Genomic DNA, 16,749 nt, shown 5'->3' on the forward strand with positions numbered 1-16,749 from the left:
GTTGACGTTGTGTTTAATTTCATATGGTGAAATGATAATTATCATAAACGAAAATTAAAAAATATTTTTTGCAATAAAACATGATTAACAATTAGGTTGATATTAAAATATTTTCATTCCTTTATCACAGATAAAGAAAAAACAAATGTAACTATGACCACACTTAATAAAATAAAATTGGAATTTCCGATTAAAGCATCACCTAAAATCATATACTCCTACCTTAGCACACCCGCAGGCCTAAACGATTGGTTTGCAGAAAAAGTAACTACGCGGGATAATATTTATACTTTTCATTGGGGCGAAGAAGAAACGCGAGCAAAGATTTCGCATAAGCGCGAAAATCAAATGGTGCGTTTTAATTGGCTCGATGATGAAGACCATCCATATTTTGAAATTGAAATTATTACCGATGAAATAACCGGAGAAGTTGCATTGCTTGTTACGGACTTTTCGGCACCTGAAGATGTTGATGAAATGCGCATGCTTTGGGAGCAGCAGATTCACGATTTAAAAAGCATTATTGGTGCTTAATGTTTTGTAAAAACATTTCGTAAAAATTAAGCGTTTCTATTTTTAACGTTTCTACCTTATCAAACTCAATCACCTTTGTAAGTTTTAGAAAATCGTTTAACGGAGTGAAATTGGAATCTTCCGAAATTTCCCGATAGCCCGATGTAATATAGTGTTGCCACAATTGGTCATCATGCAACTGATACACATTCATTTGGCTAAAACTTTTTATTACTTCAGGTAAGTAAGGTTGATAGTGCAAGAAATATTTCCCTGAAATTGCTATGTTTAATGTAAAATACTTGCCCCATAAAAAAATCAAACGAAAGGCAAATATGCCATCGTTACTAAAAACATTTGGATTGTCGAGTACCATATATGGCAGGTTGTTATAATTCTCGCCACGCGAAATCTTTCCTTGCTTACGATTCACTTCGGCAGGCAGGTTTTGATTATACTTTTCTTTAAGCTTATTTATATGGTTGTTAATTTGCAGAAAGCGTTCGTGCAACGAAGCGAATATTTTATTCTTTTGCACAAAGAAATAATCACCCGAAATTAAACTTAGTTCTTCCTCACTAAATGGTTGTACCATGAGGACAAAAGTATAGAAATAGAATACGTGGAGGATAAAAAATCGAATAAGCCTTCCGGCAAATACGGTTGGTCGCCAATTAAGAAACTACACTTGCTGGTATTACGAGCATGGTTAGGCCTTTTTGCTTACCTTTAGCATTAGCGTATTTATACTATTGATGCAATTTTTGTGGAAGTATGTGGATGATATGGTAGGTAAAGGCCTTGAAATATCAATCCTGATGGAGTTGCTTATGTACTCAGCAGTACAAATGGTGCCGCTGGCTTTGCCGCTGGCTATATTAATTAGCAGCATTATGACCTTTGGTTCGCTAGGCGAGCATTATGAAATTGTTGCAGCCAAAGCTTCAGGTGTTTCGCTTTTGCAATTACTGCAACCTATGTTTGTTACCAGTGCACTTATTTGCCTGTTTGCTTTTTACTTTAGCAATTATATTTTACCAATTGCCAATTTGCAACAAGGCGCATTGCTATATGATGTTACACACAAAAAACCGGCACTTAACATACAGGAAAATGTTTTTTACAAGGGAATAGAAAACTATAGCATTCGTGTAAAGAGCAAAGCCAAAGACGGACAAACACTTTATGGCATCATCATATACGATCATAGTGACAACATGGGCAACACCAAAGTAATGATGGCCGACTCGGGCTCTATGCAAATGTCGACCGATGGCAATATACTCATGGTAACTTTGCGCAATGGCAGCAGCTACGAGGAGTTGCACCAAGGCCGCAAAGGACGATACACACGACCGATGGTACGTACCCAATTTGCATACGAACAAGTGCGCTTTGACTTGAGTGAATTTGCTTTGAAGCGAAGCGACAAAGAGCTTTTTAAAGAAAACAAAGGCATGCTTAATATTTGGCAATTGCAAAACATTATGGATAGCATGAAGGTAGAAATTGAAGAACGCCATGAGGCATACCTTCGCTCAGCAGGAATCTATTATACCATTATAAGCGACTCTCAAAATTTTTATAAAGCTTACCCTGCAGCCAAAGCAGTCAATCCGGAGTTGATTGTTGGGCCTGCACGTATGGCACAATGCAAAGCACAAGCATTAACACAAACCAATATTATTAAAGATATTTTTAATGTGCTCAAGATTGAATACGGAATGAAAAAAGAAAACATTGCACGTTATAAAATTGAGTGGCATCGCAAATTCACATTATCAATAGCGTGTATAATTTTATTCCTGATTGGAGCTCCGTTGGGTGCCATCATACGTAAAGGGGGGTTGGGCGTGCCCATTATTATTGCCATATTATTCTTTCTCATTTTTCATGTACTAAGTATAAGTGGCGAAAAGATGGCTCGCGAAATGCAATCTACCGCATTGTTTGGCATGTGGCTAAGCACCCTCGTACTTGCACCTGTGGGCTTATTCCTAATATACCTTGCCAGTAAAGATTCGGTTATCATAAATAGCGAAGTCTATAAGAAGGCCTGGAATTGGATGGTATCTCTTTTTGCGAAGCGAAATAAAACTGCTAACCCTACAACATGAAAGTACTTCAATTATGCCTTCGTATTCCTTTTCAACAAACTGATGGAGGTAATATTGCCATGTACAATATTGCCGATAGTCTGGTGGATGCAGGTTGCACGGTGAAGATGCTTGCCTTTAATACGAAGAAACACTTTCTAAAAGAAAATGAAATTGACGCTGATAAGAAAAAACGCTTTCAGTTGCAGTGGGTTTATCTAAATGCTGATGTGACTGCAATGGGTGTGGTCAAAAATTTTTTCACTAACGAGTCTTATCACATTAGCCGCTTTCATACAGCAGAGATGGAAACTGTATTGCGCGAGCTCCTGATAAACGAAACTTTTGACATTATTCAATTTGAAAGTTTATTTATGGCACCTTACCTTGCTGTAGCGCGCAAATACAGCAGCGCCAAGTGTGTGTTGCATGCTCACAATGTAGAAACCATTATATGGCAGCGGTTAGCAGCTGGCGAAAAAAATTTTTTAAAAAGAAAATACCTCGGTTACCTCACTGCCAAGCTTGACCAATATGAAAAAAAAATGTTGCAACAGTTTGATGCTATTGCAGCACTTACACCGGAAGATAAAAAATTGATGCAGCTAATGGGAAGCACTTTACCCATTCAAAGTTTCCCTATTGGAATTGATACAGGCCGTTATAAACAAGAATTAACATTCAACACTAAAATAAAATTGTTTCACTTAGGCTCCATGAACTGGCTACCTAACGTTGAAGCCATTCAGTGGTTTGCCGATAGCATACTTCAACCCTTAGTTCAGACACTGCCTAACATCGAAGTGCATCTTGCAGGCAGGCATATGCCTGTGGCATTTTTCAATTTACATGATAACACTTCATGCTTCGTATATGGTGGCATTGACAACCCACTAGAATTTGTACATGACAAGCAAATAATGATTGTACCCTTGTTGAGTGGTGGAGGAATGCGGGTAAAAATTATTGAAGGCATGGCTGCGGGAAAAATTATTGTAAGCACTACCGTAGGTGCCGAAGGTACCGGCACGGTAGATGGCAAAGACATTCTAATTGCTGACACGCCATCAGCATTTATAGAAAAAATAAAGCTGGCTGTTACTGACAAAAATTTAATGTTGCGAATTTCGGAGAATGCTATTTTTACAGCCCGCGAAAAATTCGATAATAAGGTTATCGCTAAAAATATATGTGAGTTTTATTCATCATTAATAACTAAATAGAAAATGCTAACTACAAAAAGAATTATTCTTCTCCTGGTAATGAGCCTTACAAGCTTTCAACTATTGCATGGTCAAAGCTGTTGTGTCAAACCTAAATCAAACACAGGTATGGCAGTGTTTGCCAGTAACATCGCATTTCAGAATGCACATGCAGAACCCATTCCTTACGATGGCGAAAAACACAAAGGCACCATGAAAGGAATTGTGATAGACCCAGCAGGTACAGAAATGAACTGCTACCTGGTTGAAAGCAGCGGCAGCAATAAGTACCTTATTGTAGTGCATGAGTGGTGGGGACTAAACGATTATGTAAAACAAGCATGTGATAAGTATGCCGGGGCATTGCCGGGAGTTAACATTCTTGCAGTAGATTTATATAAAGGCGCGGTTACAGATAATCGCGAAGCTGCCAGCGAGTTGATGCAAAAAGTTTCGAACGAAGAAGCCTATGTTTCGTTGCAGGCCGTAATATATTCATTGGGCGAAAAAGCTGAAATAGCAACCACCGGCTGGTGCTTCGGTGGTGGATGGTCATTGCAGGCAAGTATGATTGCAGGTAATAATGCCAAGGCATGCGTAATGTATTACGGTATGCCCGAAGAGGATAATACGAAATTAAAAAATCTTAGCGCTCCTGTTCTTGGCATTTTTGCAAAGAAAGACATGTGGATACTTCCCGAAATGTATAAAGCCTTCGAATACAAACTTACCAAAGAGATGAACAAATCCATGGAGTTAATTGAATTTGATGCTGAACATGCATTTGCAAATCCAAGCAATCCCAACTATGATAAAGAAGCCGCAGCTGCTGCGTATAAAAGAGAAATTGCCTTTCTAAAAGAAAAACTTCAAGTGAAATAATTCCCTTTTTTTGATTAACAAAAACTTTGCTGCTTCTATAAACCTGTGGTGCTTTGCACCGCAGGTAATCGAGATTTTATTGCACGATTTACACCATCAAAAACAGGTTGTACAAGGCGCTAAAAAAATTTCAGCACAATTTTTGATTAAAGGTTGAATCTGCATGTTTACACGTTGCTCCTTATTGCCAGTGTTTCATCACTGTTAATGCATTCGTTTACAAAACAGCACATGATAACTTTTTAGGGTTGGCAGTTGTTATTAAAATCAAAACTTATATTTGCCCGCCAAAATTTTGAGGATCGCATCACATTAATAAGTAGTAATAATATATACATGGCTGAAAATTTAGTAATAGTAGAGTCACCTGCCAAAGCAAAGACAATCGAGGGTTTTTTAGGAAAAGATTTTATCGTAAAATCTTCGTACGGTCATGTTCGCGATCTGGCAAAAGGAGACAAGGCAGTTGATATAAAAAATCAGTTTAAGCCAACATATGAAATAAGCGAAGACAAAGAGCGAGTAATAGCAGAGTTGCGCAAGCTATGCAAAACCACTAAGCATGTATGGCTGGCAACGGATGAGGACCGCGAAGGAGAAGCCATATCGTGGCACCTGGCCGAAGTACTTGGACTTGATATTCCTACAACAAGGAGAATCGTATTTCATGAAATTACCAAAAAAGCAATAAACGAAGCCATACAGAAACCGCGCAACATCGATATGGATTTGGTAAATGCACAACAAGCACGCAGGATACTCGATCGCCTTGTTGGATTTGAACTATCGCCTGTGTTGTGGAAAAAAGTTAAGCCAAGCCTATCAGCCGGTCGGGTACAGTCGGTAGCAGTGCGTTTAATAGTAGAACGCGAGCGCGATGTTGAATCACACAATTCTACTTCAGCATTTAAAGTGGTAGGTTACTTTACAGTGCCTGATGGCAAGGGGAATTCTACGATATTAAAGTCAGAATTGTCGGATAAATTCCCAACCGAAGTTGAAGCACAAAATTTTTTAGAAAAATGCAAAGGTGCTACTTATACAATAACGGATATAGAAACCAAACCTGGAAAGAAAACTCCTTCGGCACCATTTACTACAAGCACCTTGCAACAAGAGGCAAGCCGCAAGCTCGGCTTCTCAGTAGCGCAAACCATGCTGGTAGCCCAACGACTTTATGAGGCCGGAAAAATAACCTACATGCGTACCGATAGTGTCAACCTATCGGAGTTTGCGTTGGATGCTGCCCGCAATACCATTACACAAAGTTATGGCAGCAACTATCATTACAAACGTGTATATAAAAACAAAAGTGCCAATGCACAGGAGGCCCACGAAGCCATACGCCCATCTTACTTTGAGAACAGCACCGTAGAAGGAGAAAATAATGAACGCAGATTATACGAGTTGATTTGGAAACGCTCCATAGCCTCGCAAATGGCCGATGCCATTTTAGAAAAAACCATTATTACCATTGCTATAAGTACTGCCACCGAAAGATATATTACTACAGGAGAAGTAATAAAGTTTGATGGTTTTTTGAAAGTATATATGGAGAGCACCGATGAAGAAACCGAAGATGATGATGTAAAGGGATTGTTGCCTCCGGTTAATAAAGGGCAAGTAATTGATTTTAAAAATGCCATAGCAACACAAAAATTTACGTATCCACCTGCACGCTTTACCGAGGCAAGCCTGGTAAAGCGACTAGAAGAGCTTGGCATTGGTCGACCCTCAACCTATGCACCAACAATAAGCACGGTACAAAAACGTGGATATGTTATAAAGGAAGACCGGCAAGGGCGCGAACGCAGTTATACCATGATGATATTGCAGCATGATAAAATTACAAGTGAAGTAAAAACAGAAATCACTGGTGCAGAACGCAGCAAATTATTCCCAACAGATATTGGTACGGTAGTTACCGATTTTCTGGTAAAGAATTTTGATGATGTGTTAGACTACAGTTTTACTGCAAGAGTAGAAGAAGAGTTTGACGAAATATCGCGTGGCGAAAAACAATGGGAACATATGCTCAATGAATTTTATGAGCCTTTTCATAAAGACGTTCTTATAACAGAAAAAGAAAGTGAACGTGCTAACGGTGAGCGTATACTTGGTACCGATCCCGTTAGTGGAAAAATAGTAAGTGCTCGTATAGGCAGGTTTGGCCCGCTTGTACAATTAAGTACCGGCCCCGATGACGAAAAACCACAGTATGCCAAACTACGTGTAGGACAAAGGCTTGAGACCATAACCATGGAAGAAGCGCTTGAACTATTTAAACTTCCACGTGTTGCAGGCATGTTCGAAGATAAGGATATGACTATAGGTATTGGCCGCTTTGGTCCATACATCAGGCACGATAGTGCTTTTTACTCATTAGGAAAAACAGACGACCCTTATGAAGTAGATGAGCCGCGCTGCATTGAAATAATTACGAACAAACGACAAGCTGATATTGACAAAGTAATACGCACCTATACTGAAAATCAATATGTGAGAGTATTGAAAGGTCGTTGGGGACCTTTTATATCGTATGGAAAATTGAACCTGAAAATTCCTAAAGGCACCGAACCGGCATCGCTCACCTATGAAGACATCGTACAGATAGCTAATGGAGCACCTGAACCAACAGCCCCTGTAGCAAAAAAGGCTGCTACACGCAGAGTTGCAAAAAAAGCCTCAGCAAACTCAGGAACTCCATCCAAAAAAGCAGCAGCAAAAAAAGCGCCTTCGAAAAAAACGTCAGCAAAAAAGAAAACAGAGTAAGTATGGTTCACTTTGCAATCTGTAATGCAACCTTGAGTTGCATTTATTAATTGCTCAAAAGATTATACACTTCCTCGTATTCATCTATTTATTTGAAGTTAGCTCGCGCTAACCTGCTGCATCAATCATAATGAATATCAGATAACTCGAAAGGAATACTGCATGAAAATTTCTATGACTTTTTACAATAAAAAATCACATAGAAAATTTAGCGAAATAACGGAGCGTGAAATCATTAATAAGAATGCGACCGCCAACTATTAGGTGATTTAATACCACCATAATCTATCTATTAAATACAGAAAAGTGAATTTAAAATTATGATGGTCTAACAAGAATCTGATAAGTGATAAAAGGACGAAGAGCAAAAACTACATCAACAATGTTTTGATAGTTTCTGCAGGGTCTTGTGCACTAAACACCGTATTGCCAGCAACTAATACAGTTGCGCCTGTGTCAATCAACTTTTTATAATTATTCAAATCTACTCCGCCATCAATCTCTATAAGTGCCGAAGATTTTTTTTCAGCAATAAGTTCTCTGGCTTGGGTAATTTTGTTGTACGTATTCTCAATAAATTTTTGTCCACCAAACCCGGGATTTACACTCATCATACAAATCAAATCAACATCCGAAATAATATCTTCTAACAAATGAACAGGTGTATGTGGGTTTAATGCTACACCGGCTTTCATACCCGCAGCTTTAATGGATTGTACCACACGATGCAGATGTGTGCATGCTTCCAGGTGTACCGTCAAAACATTGGCACCGCAATCGCGAAACTCATTTACATACCGACCCGGATCCACTATCATCAGATGTATATCAAGCGTTTTGGTTGTATGCTTACGTATGGCTTTTATTACCGGCATACCAAACGAAATATTAGGAACAAAAACACCATCCATTACATCCAGATGTAACCACTGACATGCGGTGCTGTTGCACATTTCGATATCGCTTTGCAAGTTGGCAAAGTTGGCTGCAAGTATAGAGGGGGCTACTATGTGCATGTTTTTTTTTGGCAAAGGTAAAGGTTGTCAAATGCAATACAATCATTAATTAATAAAATTGATTTCGGTTGTTGAGATTTTGTATAGCTTTACCTGTAAATTAATCCTATACTATATCAATGAAAATCACTCTTTTTCTTTTAGTATATATTATATTCATGCAAAACCTATTGCATGCACAAGTAAATACTTGGCAGCGTTCGCATGGCACAAGCAAAGATGATCACTGCAATAACGTAATAGTTGCACAGGATGGCAATTACATTGCCTGCGGCTATAGTTACGGTACTGATAGCCTTGGTACAGCCGACTTTCATATGATTAAAGTGGACTCAACCAACGGAGATTTATTATGGACCTGGTCAGAAGGTAATGGTGGCCAGGAAACAATAACAACTATAGAAGAAACAAAAACAGGTGCTTTATTAGTTGCCGGAAATACATCACCAGTCCAACTTTATTTGTCCAGTGATGTTATGCTATGCAAGGTTTCAGCAAATGGAAATTTGATTTGGAAACAAACATATCAATTGCCAGATTCGCAATTCTGCAATGATATTGCTATTCTACCTGATGGCAATATTTGCTTGGTTGGCTTGAATCGTACTGCTGCCGGTGATTCTTCCGGATTTTTTATGAAGGTTGATGCAACAGGAAATTTAATTGACTTTAAGCTGTATGACATTATAGGAAGCGAATATTTTTCAGGAATTGTTTTTACAAAAGACTCCATGCTAGCTGTAAACGGCACAAGTATTCAACCATTTCCTGCCAGCAACAAAATTTGGATGCTAAAATTCGACTGGAATGGAGATACGATTTTTACTAAATTAAATACGTTTTATAAGTACTACACCGGTGTACCATTAGTGCAAAATATAAATGGAAATTTTATCTTGAATGTGCGCGAATTAAACACTTGGTCTTGGGTACACATCCTTTTGTATGATAGCAATTTTAATTTGTTAGACGATTTAAATTGGGCAAACTATTACAGCAGTCCTCTTTGTATATCCGTTTCAGGGATTAATGAAAAATTTACGGTGGGCAGGTCTGATTCATATGGCCTCATGATTGAGCATTATAAAGATACGGGTGCAATTGAAGATTTAATGAGTTATAATCAGGTATTTCGCCCGAGTAAATTTTATGGTGGCGGTATTGACTTTGCCCTGTCTACAAAATACTACGCGATAAATAATTCGAAGGAAGGCATTGTTGTAGCAGGCAGTACAACTTTTAACCTCAACAACTCTTTTGATTTTTGTTTGGTAAAATATTCCGACTCACTTAAGTTAAATTTTAATACGTTAACTCCTACACCAAATTTTGTTACCGATACCATATGCGAAAGCGATTCTATTTTGCTTTACGTTATGCTGAATGACAAGCTGAATAATATCTGGCTGATAAATGACGATACAATTTATGGACTTGGAGATTCAATTTATGCTAAACACAGCGGGTCTTATACCCCAATTGGTTTTGATATTGAACAGAATTTTATAGCAGGAACCAGTGCACGTGTTGTTGTGTTAGACACGTCAATTGTAGGTTCTATGTACATTAGTATTAACAAACCATACTGTAAATATGATGGCGATACAGCAATCATAATAGCACCTTTGAATAGTAAGGCAACTTATCAATGGCAATTGAATGGGGTAAATATTCCCGGAGCAACAAGCAATCAGGTAAAAGCAAACGGCACCGGAAACTATCAATGTGTGTATAATTTTGGTTGTGCCACCAAGGTTTCCAATGTTGTATATATAAATGACAGTGCTGCAATTACTGTTAGTTTGAATACCTCAACTGGGATATACCGTAGTTATTGTAGTGGAAGCAAAATGGATCCTTCATTATTAATAATGCAAGCATCAAACAATGTTACCTATAACTGGTACAATAACGGTAACTTAGTTAATACCGGTACTAATTTGCCTACAATCAAAGAAAACGACAGTATTTGGTATGTAGTGTCTGTAAATGGCTGTGGTATAGACACATCATTATTTGCGTATTATATTGATGAGCCTTTACAACAAACCACTGCATGTAATTATGTTGGTGATACAATAGAATTTTGCAACAATGACAGCGTAGAATTTTGCAGTGGAAGTACAAACTGGAAGCGAAACGGAACTACCATACCAAACGTTACATTGCCGTTTTATGCTACACTTGCCGGGTCGTATCAATATTATTATCAAACCGGAAACTGCGGGGCTTGGTCTATTCCCATTTTTATTGTAGATAATTTACCTGACAGTATTAATTTCAATACCTATCCTAATGATACAGTATGTACAAGTAAGGTTAGTATATATGCCTTGCCATATAATAATTTATCAACCTACTCCTGGTATTATAAAGGCAACTATTTAAACGACACTGCCAGCATAACTGCCGACAGTACCGGATGGTATAGGTGTGTTGTTCATTCTCCCAATTGTTTGCAACAAATAGTGGATAGTATATACATTGTAAAATTGGGGTCAGCTGCAAAATGTATTGCACAGGATTCAATGTATAACACTTGCACCGATAGTGTAATAATAAAAGATGCAAGTCCAGATAGTAATGCAAATTATGTATGGTAGAAAAACAATAGTAACATGCAGTTGCCTTCAAATACCACGCAGATATTAGCAAATGAAGCTGCCAACTACAAATTTACTAAGACCATTTATGGCTGCAACTTGAATTCAAATACGATATTAACTCAGGCAAGCTTTAATGAGTTGATAGATACAGATACAAACACTTGTGTACCATGTAATGGAAGTGTTAGTATACTAATTGATTCCGTTTTGCAACCACAATACTTATGGTCGAATAGCAATACCACAAACAAAAATGAAATGCTTTGCCCTGGTGTTTATTATGTAACAGTAACAAATAGCACATGCAGCAAAGTTATAACCACCTCTATTCTGCAAGGAATAAATCTTGATGCCAACTACTCTACAAGCCCGCCAAGTGCAGCAGGATGTGATGGTAATTTTTCTTCCATTATTTATGGTGGAACTCCACCCTACAACAAATCATTTATTCCAATTGCAACAGACAGCACACTTTGCGTAAATACTACTTATAACTTCCTAGTTGAAGATAGCAAAGGTTGCATAGTTACAAAAACCAATGCCTATTATTACCATAGCGACAATGATACCTTGTGGCCAGGCGATGCTGACAAGAATGGCTATGTTGACAATTATGATTTAATGTCTATCGTAATGCATAATTATGAAAACGGTATTGCACGCAATACACTGACCATACAATGGCAACCCATATTTCCAACAATAAATTGGATGGGGACTTTACAAATAAATAATGTTGATCGCAAACATTCTGATTGCAATGGAAATGGCCTGATAGACACCATTGATGCTGATGCAATTATTTTAAACTATGGTATTACAGGAAAAAACAGTTATGCAAAACCGTTTGATCCTGCCGGGCCGGAATTGAAATTTATTTCTGCAAAAACCAACTATGCAGCAGGCGAAATGGTTGAAATAATTGTAGTAGCCGGAACAAGCCAAAAACCAATATACAAACAAAAGTTTCTGGGCGTACAAGTTGAATTGCCATTACAAGTAATTGAGCCAGGAACAATATCTGCGACTGATATTTACAATCAGTCATTTCCATTATGGGATGATTATAAATTTGCACAGAGTGATGGTGCCATACAATGTGATTTTGCACATGCAGTTTTTAATAATTTTAATTTATTCAACTGGCATGGAGAAGTTTTCAGAATAAGTTTTCAGGTTGCAAATAATTTGCAAAGTGTTCAATCACATCAAGTTGAAATTAAAAACTACAGACTAATTGATATGACTGATGCATCAATAATAATGAATTACCAGCCATTAACCCTAGCATTCAATCCGGTTTCGATAGCCGATCAAATGCATGACAATGGTATTAGTATTTTCCCTAACCCTGCGAATGGCGAGCTTAATATATACGCTAACAAACAAATGATACGCTATGTTGAACTAACAGATGCAGCAGGCCGCGCAATTGTACAATTGGCAACAATGGAAAACCAAATTAAATTAAACATAAGCGATGTTAGCAATGGATTATATCAATGCAAAATAATATTGAATAATGATCAAGAAATAAAGTCAAAAGTGAATATAATGCATTAGATATAAAAGGCAGCACAATAATTGTGCTAAGTAAATATGAATTCTACCTTTATATGAAGCAGTTTATAATTGTTATATTTATATGTATGAATTTCGCTAATGCTTCAGCGCAAGTCAATACTTGGCGCAGGGCTCATGGGACATCAGGACAAGACTATGCCCAATCTATAAAAGTTGCGCCAGATGGAAATTTCATAGTTGCCGGAACCTCAAATGGTAGCGATACCACTGGCACCAATAATTTTTATATTATGAAATTGGATTCCTCAAATGGAAACAAACTGTGGAGTATATCAATTGGTGATGGCGGATATGAAAATTTGACTGCAATGAAAATCAGTAAAAATGGAGACATTATTGCTGCAGGCGTTAAAGCTGCTATTATCGGAAATCCCATAAAATTTGAAGATGTAATAGTTTGCAGGATATCGCAACAAGGCAACCTACTATGGCAACAAACTTACCAGTTGCCCGATACACAATTTTGCAAAGACTTAGTTGAGCTTCCGGATTATAGTATATGTATAATAGGATATAACCTGAGTCCGCAAAATGTAAAATCCGGAATGTTTTTGAAAATAGATTCAGCTGGAACATTTATTGCCATCAAAAAACATATTTACTCAAGTCCAATTGTTTACCTGGGAATAGTATTTACCCATGATTCAATACTTATGGTAAATGCAATGAGTAATGAATTATCAGTTTCAAGTATATTATGGATGATTGCATTGAATGATGAAGGTGACACTACCAAGGTTAAATGGACGTCATTTTATAAGAGTAATGCCAAGTTTCCAATGGTACAAACATTATGTAACAACTTTATTCAGTCGAAAGAGTATTCGGATACTTGGAGCTGGATTCATATTGTACGTCATGATAGCACTGGTAACTATAAAGATTATGACGACTATGGTACGTATTATAGTTTTAGTGGCGTTGCATCACCCTCATTAATTTCTTGCAGCGCAGCAATTTGCGAAGGCACACATTACGGAGTAGGTGTGAGTATATATAAAGATTCGTTCAACCTGGAGTTTAAAAAATATGCAACGGTTGTAGGGCCTATAAAAGATTGGATTTGGACATTTCAGAATCACATTGATGTAAGTTTCTACTTACTTGATTTCCAAACTGAGGGATTAGTTGCTTTGGGCTCAGCTAAATATGGGGGCAATGGGACTTATGATTATGTTGTAATGAAATTTGATCAGAACCTCGCTTTAAATTTCGATGTTAGTAAGCCGATACCGAACATTGCTTCTGCAAAGAATTGCGAAAGTGATTCAACCTTATTGTATGTAAAAACGAATAAAAAAAAATATACCACTTGGGTTCATCCTAATGGAAATGTGGTTGCCAATCATGATTCAATTTATGTAGTTAACACGAATGAATATGTTCCAATTTCGTATGATGATGATAGCAATTATGTGGTTGGACAAATTGCCACAATTCAATATGTGGATACCTCTATCAATCCCATATTAGGAATTAACGGACTTGCAAACTATTGTAAATATGATGGAGATACGGCAATATTAACCGCAACGGCTAATGGAAACGCAACCTACCAATGGCAATTGAATAACATTGATATACCTGGAGCAATAAATAATGTTTGTAAAGCTAATGGAATCGGAACTTACCAATGCCTATATAATTTTGGATTTGCACAACAAGTCTCAAATTTAATTGCTATAAACGATTCATCAAAAACTAAAGTTGACTTAAATACGTCATTAGGAATATACCGCGACTATTGCATCCCTAAAATGGATCCATTATTAAAATTTACTACCATTAACAATAATGCTACTTTTAATTGGTATAATAATGATTCTTTAGTTTATACAGGAACAACATTGCCTATAGCCAATTACAATGATAGCATATGGTATATACAAGCCGTTACTGGATGCGGAACCGATACTTCTCTATATGCGTATTATATCGATGAACCTCTACAACAAACTATTGCCTGTAATTTTGCAGGAGATACGATTGACCTTTGCTTAGCTGACAGCATTGAATTATGTGGTGGAGGAACCGCATGGAAACGCAACAACTTATTGATTCCGAATGTACAACTACCATTGTATATAAAGCAGACAGGAACGTATCAATATCAATATACCACAGGCAACTGCACTACGTGGTCTTTGCCGATTTATATAACTGATAATTTACCAAAGAATTTGCAAATCATTTCTTCACCAAATGATACAGTATGCGATAGCATCGCTACCTTAAATGTTGTACCGGTGGTAAATAACTGTATTTATACCTGGTATAAAGATGGAGTAATGATATTAGATTCTACCATATTGTCAGTTAATGAAGATGGCTGGTATAAAAACAGTGCCACAGTAAATGGCTGCCCGGCTGCATATACAGATAGTATATTTATTAAGATTGTCAATTTCAAATCAAATTTAACTACCTTAGACACCAATTTGAATCTTTGCAAAGATTCAATACTGATATATGATCTTTATCCTGACACAGATGCTACCTACACTTGGTATAAAAACAATTTTCAAGTAGCACTAGCAAACCCAACTTTTAGTTTGTGGGTAACTGATTCGGGTAAGTATCAAGTAAAAAAGGAAAAATATTTATGCAACAGTTACTCTCCAATGATTACAACTTACAAAAATATAGCAACTTCTTTAAATATTACCAATTCGTCATGTGTAACTTGCAATGGCTCAATTAAATTGACTACTGATTCAGCTTTGCAATTATATTATTTGTGGTCGACAGGTCAAACTATAAATGCAATAAATAATTTATGTCAGAATTTGTATACCGTTACAGTTTCGAATACCTATTGTACCAAAACGCTAGGAATAAATATACTAAGCATGCCATTTATTTCCGCATTTTTTAATCCCAAGCCTCCTGATATTAATATTTGCAATGGCAAACTTAATGCGAACATTGTAGGTGGTAAGCCGCCTTATTCAATTACGTGCATTCCTCCGGCCACAGATACTACATTATGCCAGAATACTAGTTATACAATAAATATTACAGATAGTCTTGGGTGTGTTGTAAGCTATAACCAGGCATATTTTTTTGCTACCATTAATGATACCATTTGGCCTGGCGATGCCGATAACAATAACATAGTTGACAACTACGATTTATTACCAATTATAATGCATCATGATGAAACCGGCTTTATACGCACCAATCAATCTATCTCCTGGCAACCCCTTACTCCTACTTTTGACTGGTTAGGAATATTACAGCAAAATGGAAAAAATCGCAAACATGTAGATTGTAATGGCAACGGTGTAATTGACACCAATGATGCTGCCGCAATTAAATTAAATTACAATATAACAGGCAAAACGAATTATCCCCTACTAACTGATTTAACCGGACCACCATCAAAAATAAATACGACAAAATTAAATTATATAAATGGCGAATATGTAGACTTGCTTGTAACTGGAGGTTCTTCTATAAAAAAAGTACAAGGCCTAAAGTTTATAGGGGCTCAACTAGAAATCCCATCTTACCTTGTTGAACCGGGAACCTTTGTTGCCACTGATTCGAGCAATCAGCTATACAACTATCTTGAAAATTATAAAATGTTAAATTACGACACTTCTTACCAAGTCGATTTTGCACAATGTATATTTGATAACATCTACCTTAATCAATCTTACGGAGAGCTATTTAGAATAAAATTTAAATTGAATTCAAATTTACCATCTAATCTTTCACATACCTTTTCAATAAAAAATTATTTGGCGATAAATAATTTTGATACTGCCATATTAATGAATGTGATACCATTAACACTGACTTTTAATTCATATTTGTATGTCGATTTTTTAGAAACTCACGGAGTTTCAATCTATCCTATTCCTGCAAAAGATTATGTCGATATTTATTCCCCGAATGAGAGAATTAATCAACTTGATTTAATTGATACAAAAGGAAACATGATATATACATTTATGATTGGAGAAAACAACTACAGAATAAATTTAAAATCTATAAGCAATGGTAATTATTATTGCAACATCTATCTTAATAGTAATATTAAATTAAATAAAAGGATCACTGTTTTACATTAGCT

10 protein-coding genes are annotated in these 16,749 nt (G+C 36.8%); 8 read left to right on the plus strand and 2 right to left on the minus strand.

The window, feature by feature from the left end; all coding sequences use genetic code 11:
- The first annotated feature begins 153 nt into the window (after nucleotides 1–153).
- On the plus strand, nucleotides 154–534 hold the full coding sequence (locus IPO27_02035; protein ID MBK8845381.1) for an SRPBCC domain-containing protein: 381 nt from the start codon (nucleotides 154–156) through the stop codon (nucleotides 532–534).
- On the opposite strand, the gene IPO27_02040 is transcribed toward IPO27_02035, so the two are convergent.
- Complete coding sequence (locus tag IPO27_02040) at nucleotides 521–1,108, minus strand: hypothetical protein (protein ID MBK8845382.1); 588 nt, start codon at nucleotides 1,106–1,108, stop codon at nucleotides 521–523. The genes IPO27_02035 and IPO27_02040 overlap by 14 nt on opposite strands.
- A 157-nt stretch (nucleotides 1,109–1,265) precedes the next feature.
- On the opposite strand from IPO27_02040, the gene IPO27_02045 reads away from it, so the two are divergent.
- From IPO27_02045 to topA, 4 genes are all read left to right on the plus strand, one after another.
- Nucleotides 1,266–2,630: an LptF/LptG family permease gene (locus IPO27_02045; protein ID MBK8845383.1), complete on the plus strand. Its 1,365-nt coding sequence runs from the start codon at nucleotides 1,266–1,268 to the stop codon at nucleotides 2,628–2,630.
- A complete protein-coding gene (locus IPO27_02050; protein MBK8845384.1) occupies nucleotides 2,627–3,832 on the plus strand; it encodes a glycosyltransferase family 4 protein in 1,206 nt (401 codons plus the stop codon). The genes IPO27_02045 and IPO27_02050 overlap by 4 nt, the downstream gene beginning before the upstream one ends.
- A 3-nt stretch (nucleotides 3,833–3,835) precedes the next feature.
- Nucleotides 3,836–4,693, plus strand: a complete 858-nt coding sequence (locus IPO27_02055) for a dienelactone hydrolase family protein (protein ID MBK8845385.1) — start codon at nucleotides 3,836–3,838, stop codon at nucleotides 4,691–4,693.
- Between the two features lie 336 nt (nucleotides 4,694–5,029).
- The gene (topA, locus tag IPO27_02060) at nucleotides 5,030–7,465 is read left to right on the plus strand and encodes a type I DNA topoisomerase (GenBank protein MBK8845386.1); all 2,436 of its coding nucleotides are present in this window, start codon (nucleotides 5,030–5,032) and stop codon (nucleotides 7,463–7,465) included.
- A gap of 371 nt (nucleotides 7,466–7,836) precedes the next feature.
- Here topA and IPO27_02065 read toward each other — a convergent pair whose 3' ends face one another.
- Nucleotides 7,837–8,481, minus strand: a complete 645-nt coding sequence (locus IPO27_02065; GenBank protein MBK8845387.1) for a ribulose-phosphate 3-epimerase — start codon at nucleotides 8,479–8,481, stop codon at nucleotides 7,837–7,839.
- Nucleotides 8,482–8,639: 158 nt separating this feature from the next.
- On the opposite strand from IPO27_02065, the gene IPO27_02070 reads away from it, so the two are divergent.
- From IPO27_02070 to IPO27_02080, 3 genes are all read left to right on the plus strand, one after another.
- Nucleotides 8,640–11,084 (plus strand): hypothetical protein, encoded by a 2,445-nt coding sequence (locus IPO27_02070; protein MBK8845388.1) that lies wholly within the window; start codon nucleotides 8,640–8,642, stop codon nucleotides 11,082–11,084.
- 15 nt (nucleotides 11,085–11,099) lie between these two features.
- The gene (locus IPO27_02075) at nucleotides 11,100–12,650 is read left to right on the plus strand and encodes a T9SS type A sorting domain-containing protein (GenBank protein MBK8845389.1); all 1,551 of its coding nucleotides are present in this window, start codon (nucleotides 11,100–11,102) and stop codon (nucleotides 12,648–12,650) included.
- 86 nt (nucleotides 12,651–12,736) lie between these two features.
- Nucleotides 12,737–16,747: a hypothetical protein gene (locus tag IPO27_02080; GenBank protein ID MBK8845390.1), complete on the plus strand. Its 4,011-nt coding sequence runs from the start codon at nucleotides 12,737–12,739 to the stop codon at nucleotides 16,745–16,747.
- Nucleotides 16,748–16,749: the final 2 nt, after the last annotated feature.

The sequence above is a fragment of the Bacteroidota bacterium genome, from assembly GCA_016714535.1.
Lineage (GTDB): Bacteria > Bacteroidota > Bacteroidia > AKYH767-A > OLB10 > JADKFV01.

Coding starts and splice junctions, on each gene's coding strand:
- IPO27_02035 (MBK8845381.1), top strand. CDS start 154: ATGACCACACTTAATAAAATAAAATTGGAATTTCCGATTAAAGCATCA.
- IPO27_02040 (MBK8845382.1), bottom strand. CDS start 1,108: ATGGTACAACCATTTAGTGAGGAAGAACTAAGTTTAATTTCGGGTGAT.
- IPO27_02050 (MBK8845384.1), top strand. CDS start 2,627: ATGAAAGTACTTCAATTATGCCTTCGTATTCCTTTTCAACAAACTGAT.
- IPO27_02055 (MBK8845385.1), top strand. CDS start 3,836: ATGCTAACTACAAAAAGAATTATTCTTCTCCTGGTAATGAGCCTTACA.
- topA (MBK8845386.1), top strand. CDS start 5,030: ATGGCTGAAAATTTAGTAATAGTAGAGTCACCTGCCAAAGCAAAGACA.
- IPO27_02065 (MBK8845387.1), bottom strand. CDS start 8,481: ATGCACATAGTAGCCCCCTCTATACTTGCAGCCAACTTTGCCAACTTG.
- IPO27_02070 (MBK8845388.1), top strand. CDS start 8,640: ATGCAAAACCTATTGCATGCACAAGTAAATACTTGGCAGCGTTCGCAT.
- IPO27_02075 (MBK8845389.1), top strand. CDS start 11,100: ATGCAGTTGCCTTCAAATACCACGCAGATATTAGCAAATGAAGCTGCC.
- IPO27_02080 (MBK8845390.1), top strand. CDS start 12,737: ATGAATTTCGCTAATGCTTCAGCGCAAGTCAATACTTGGCGCAGGGCT.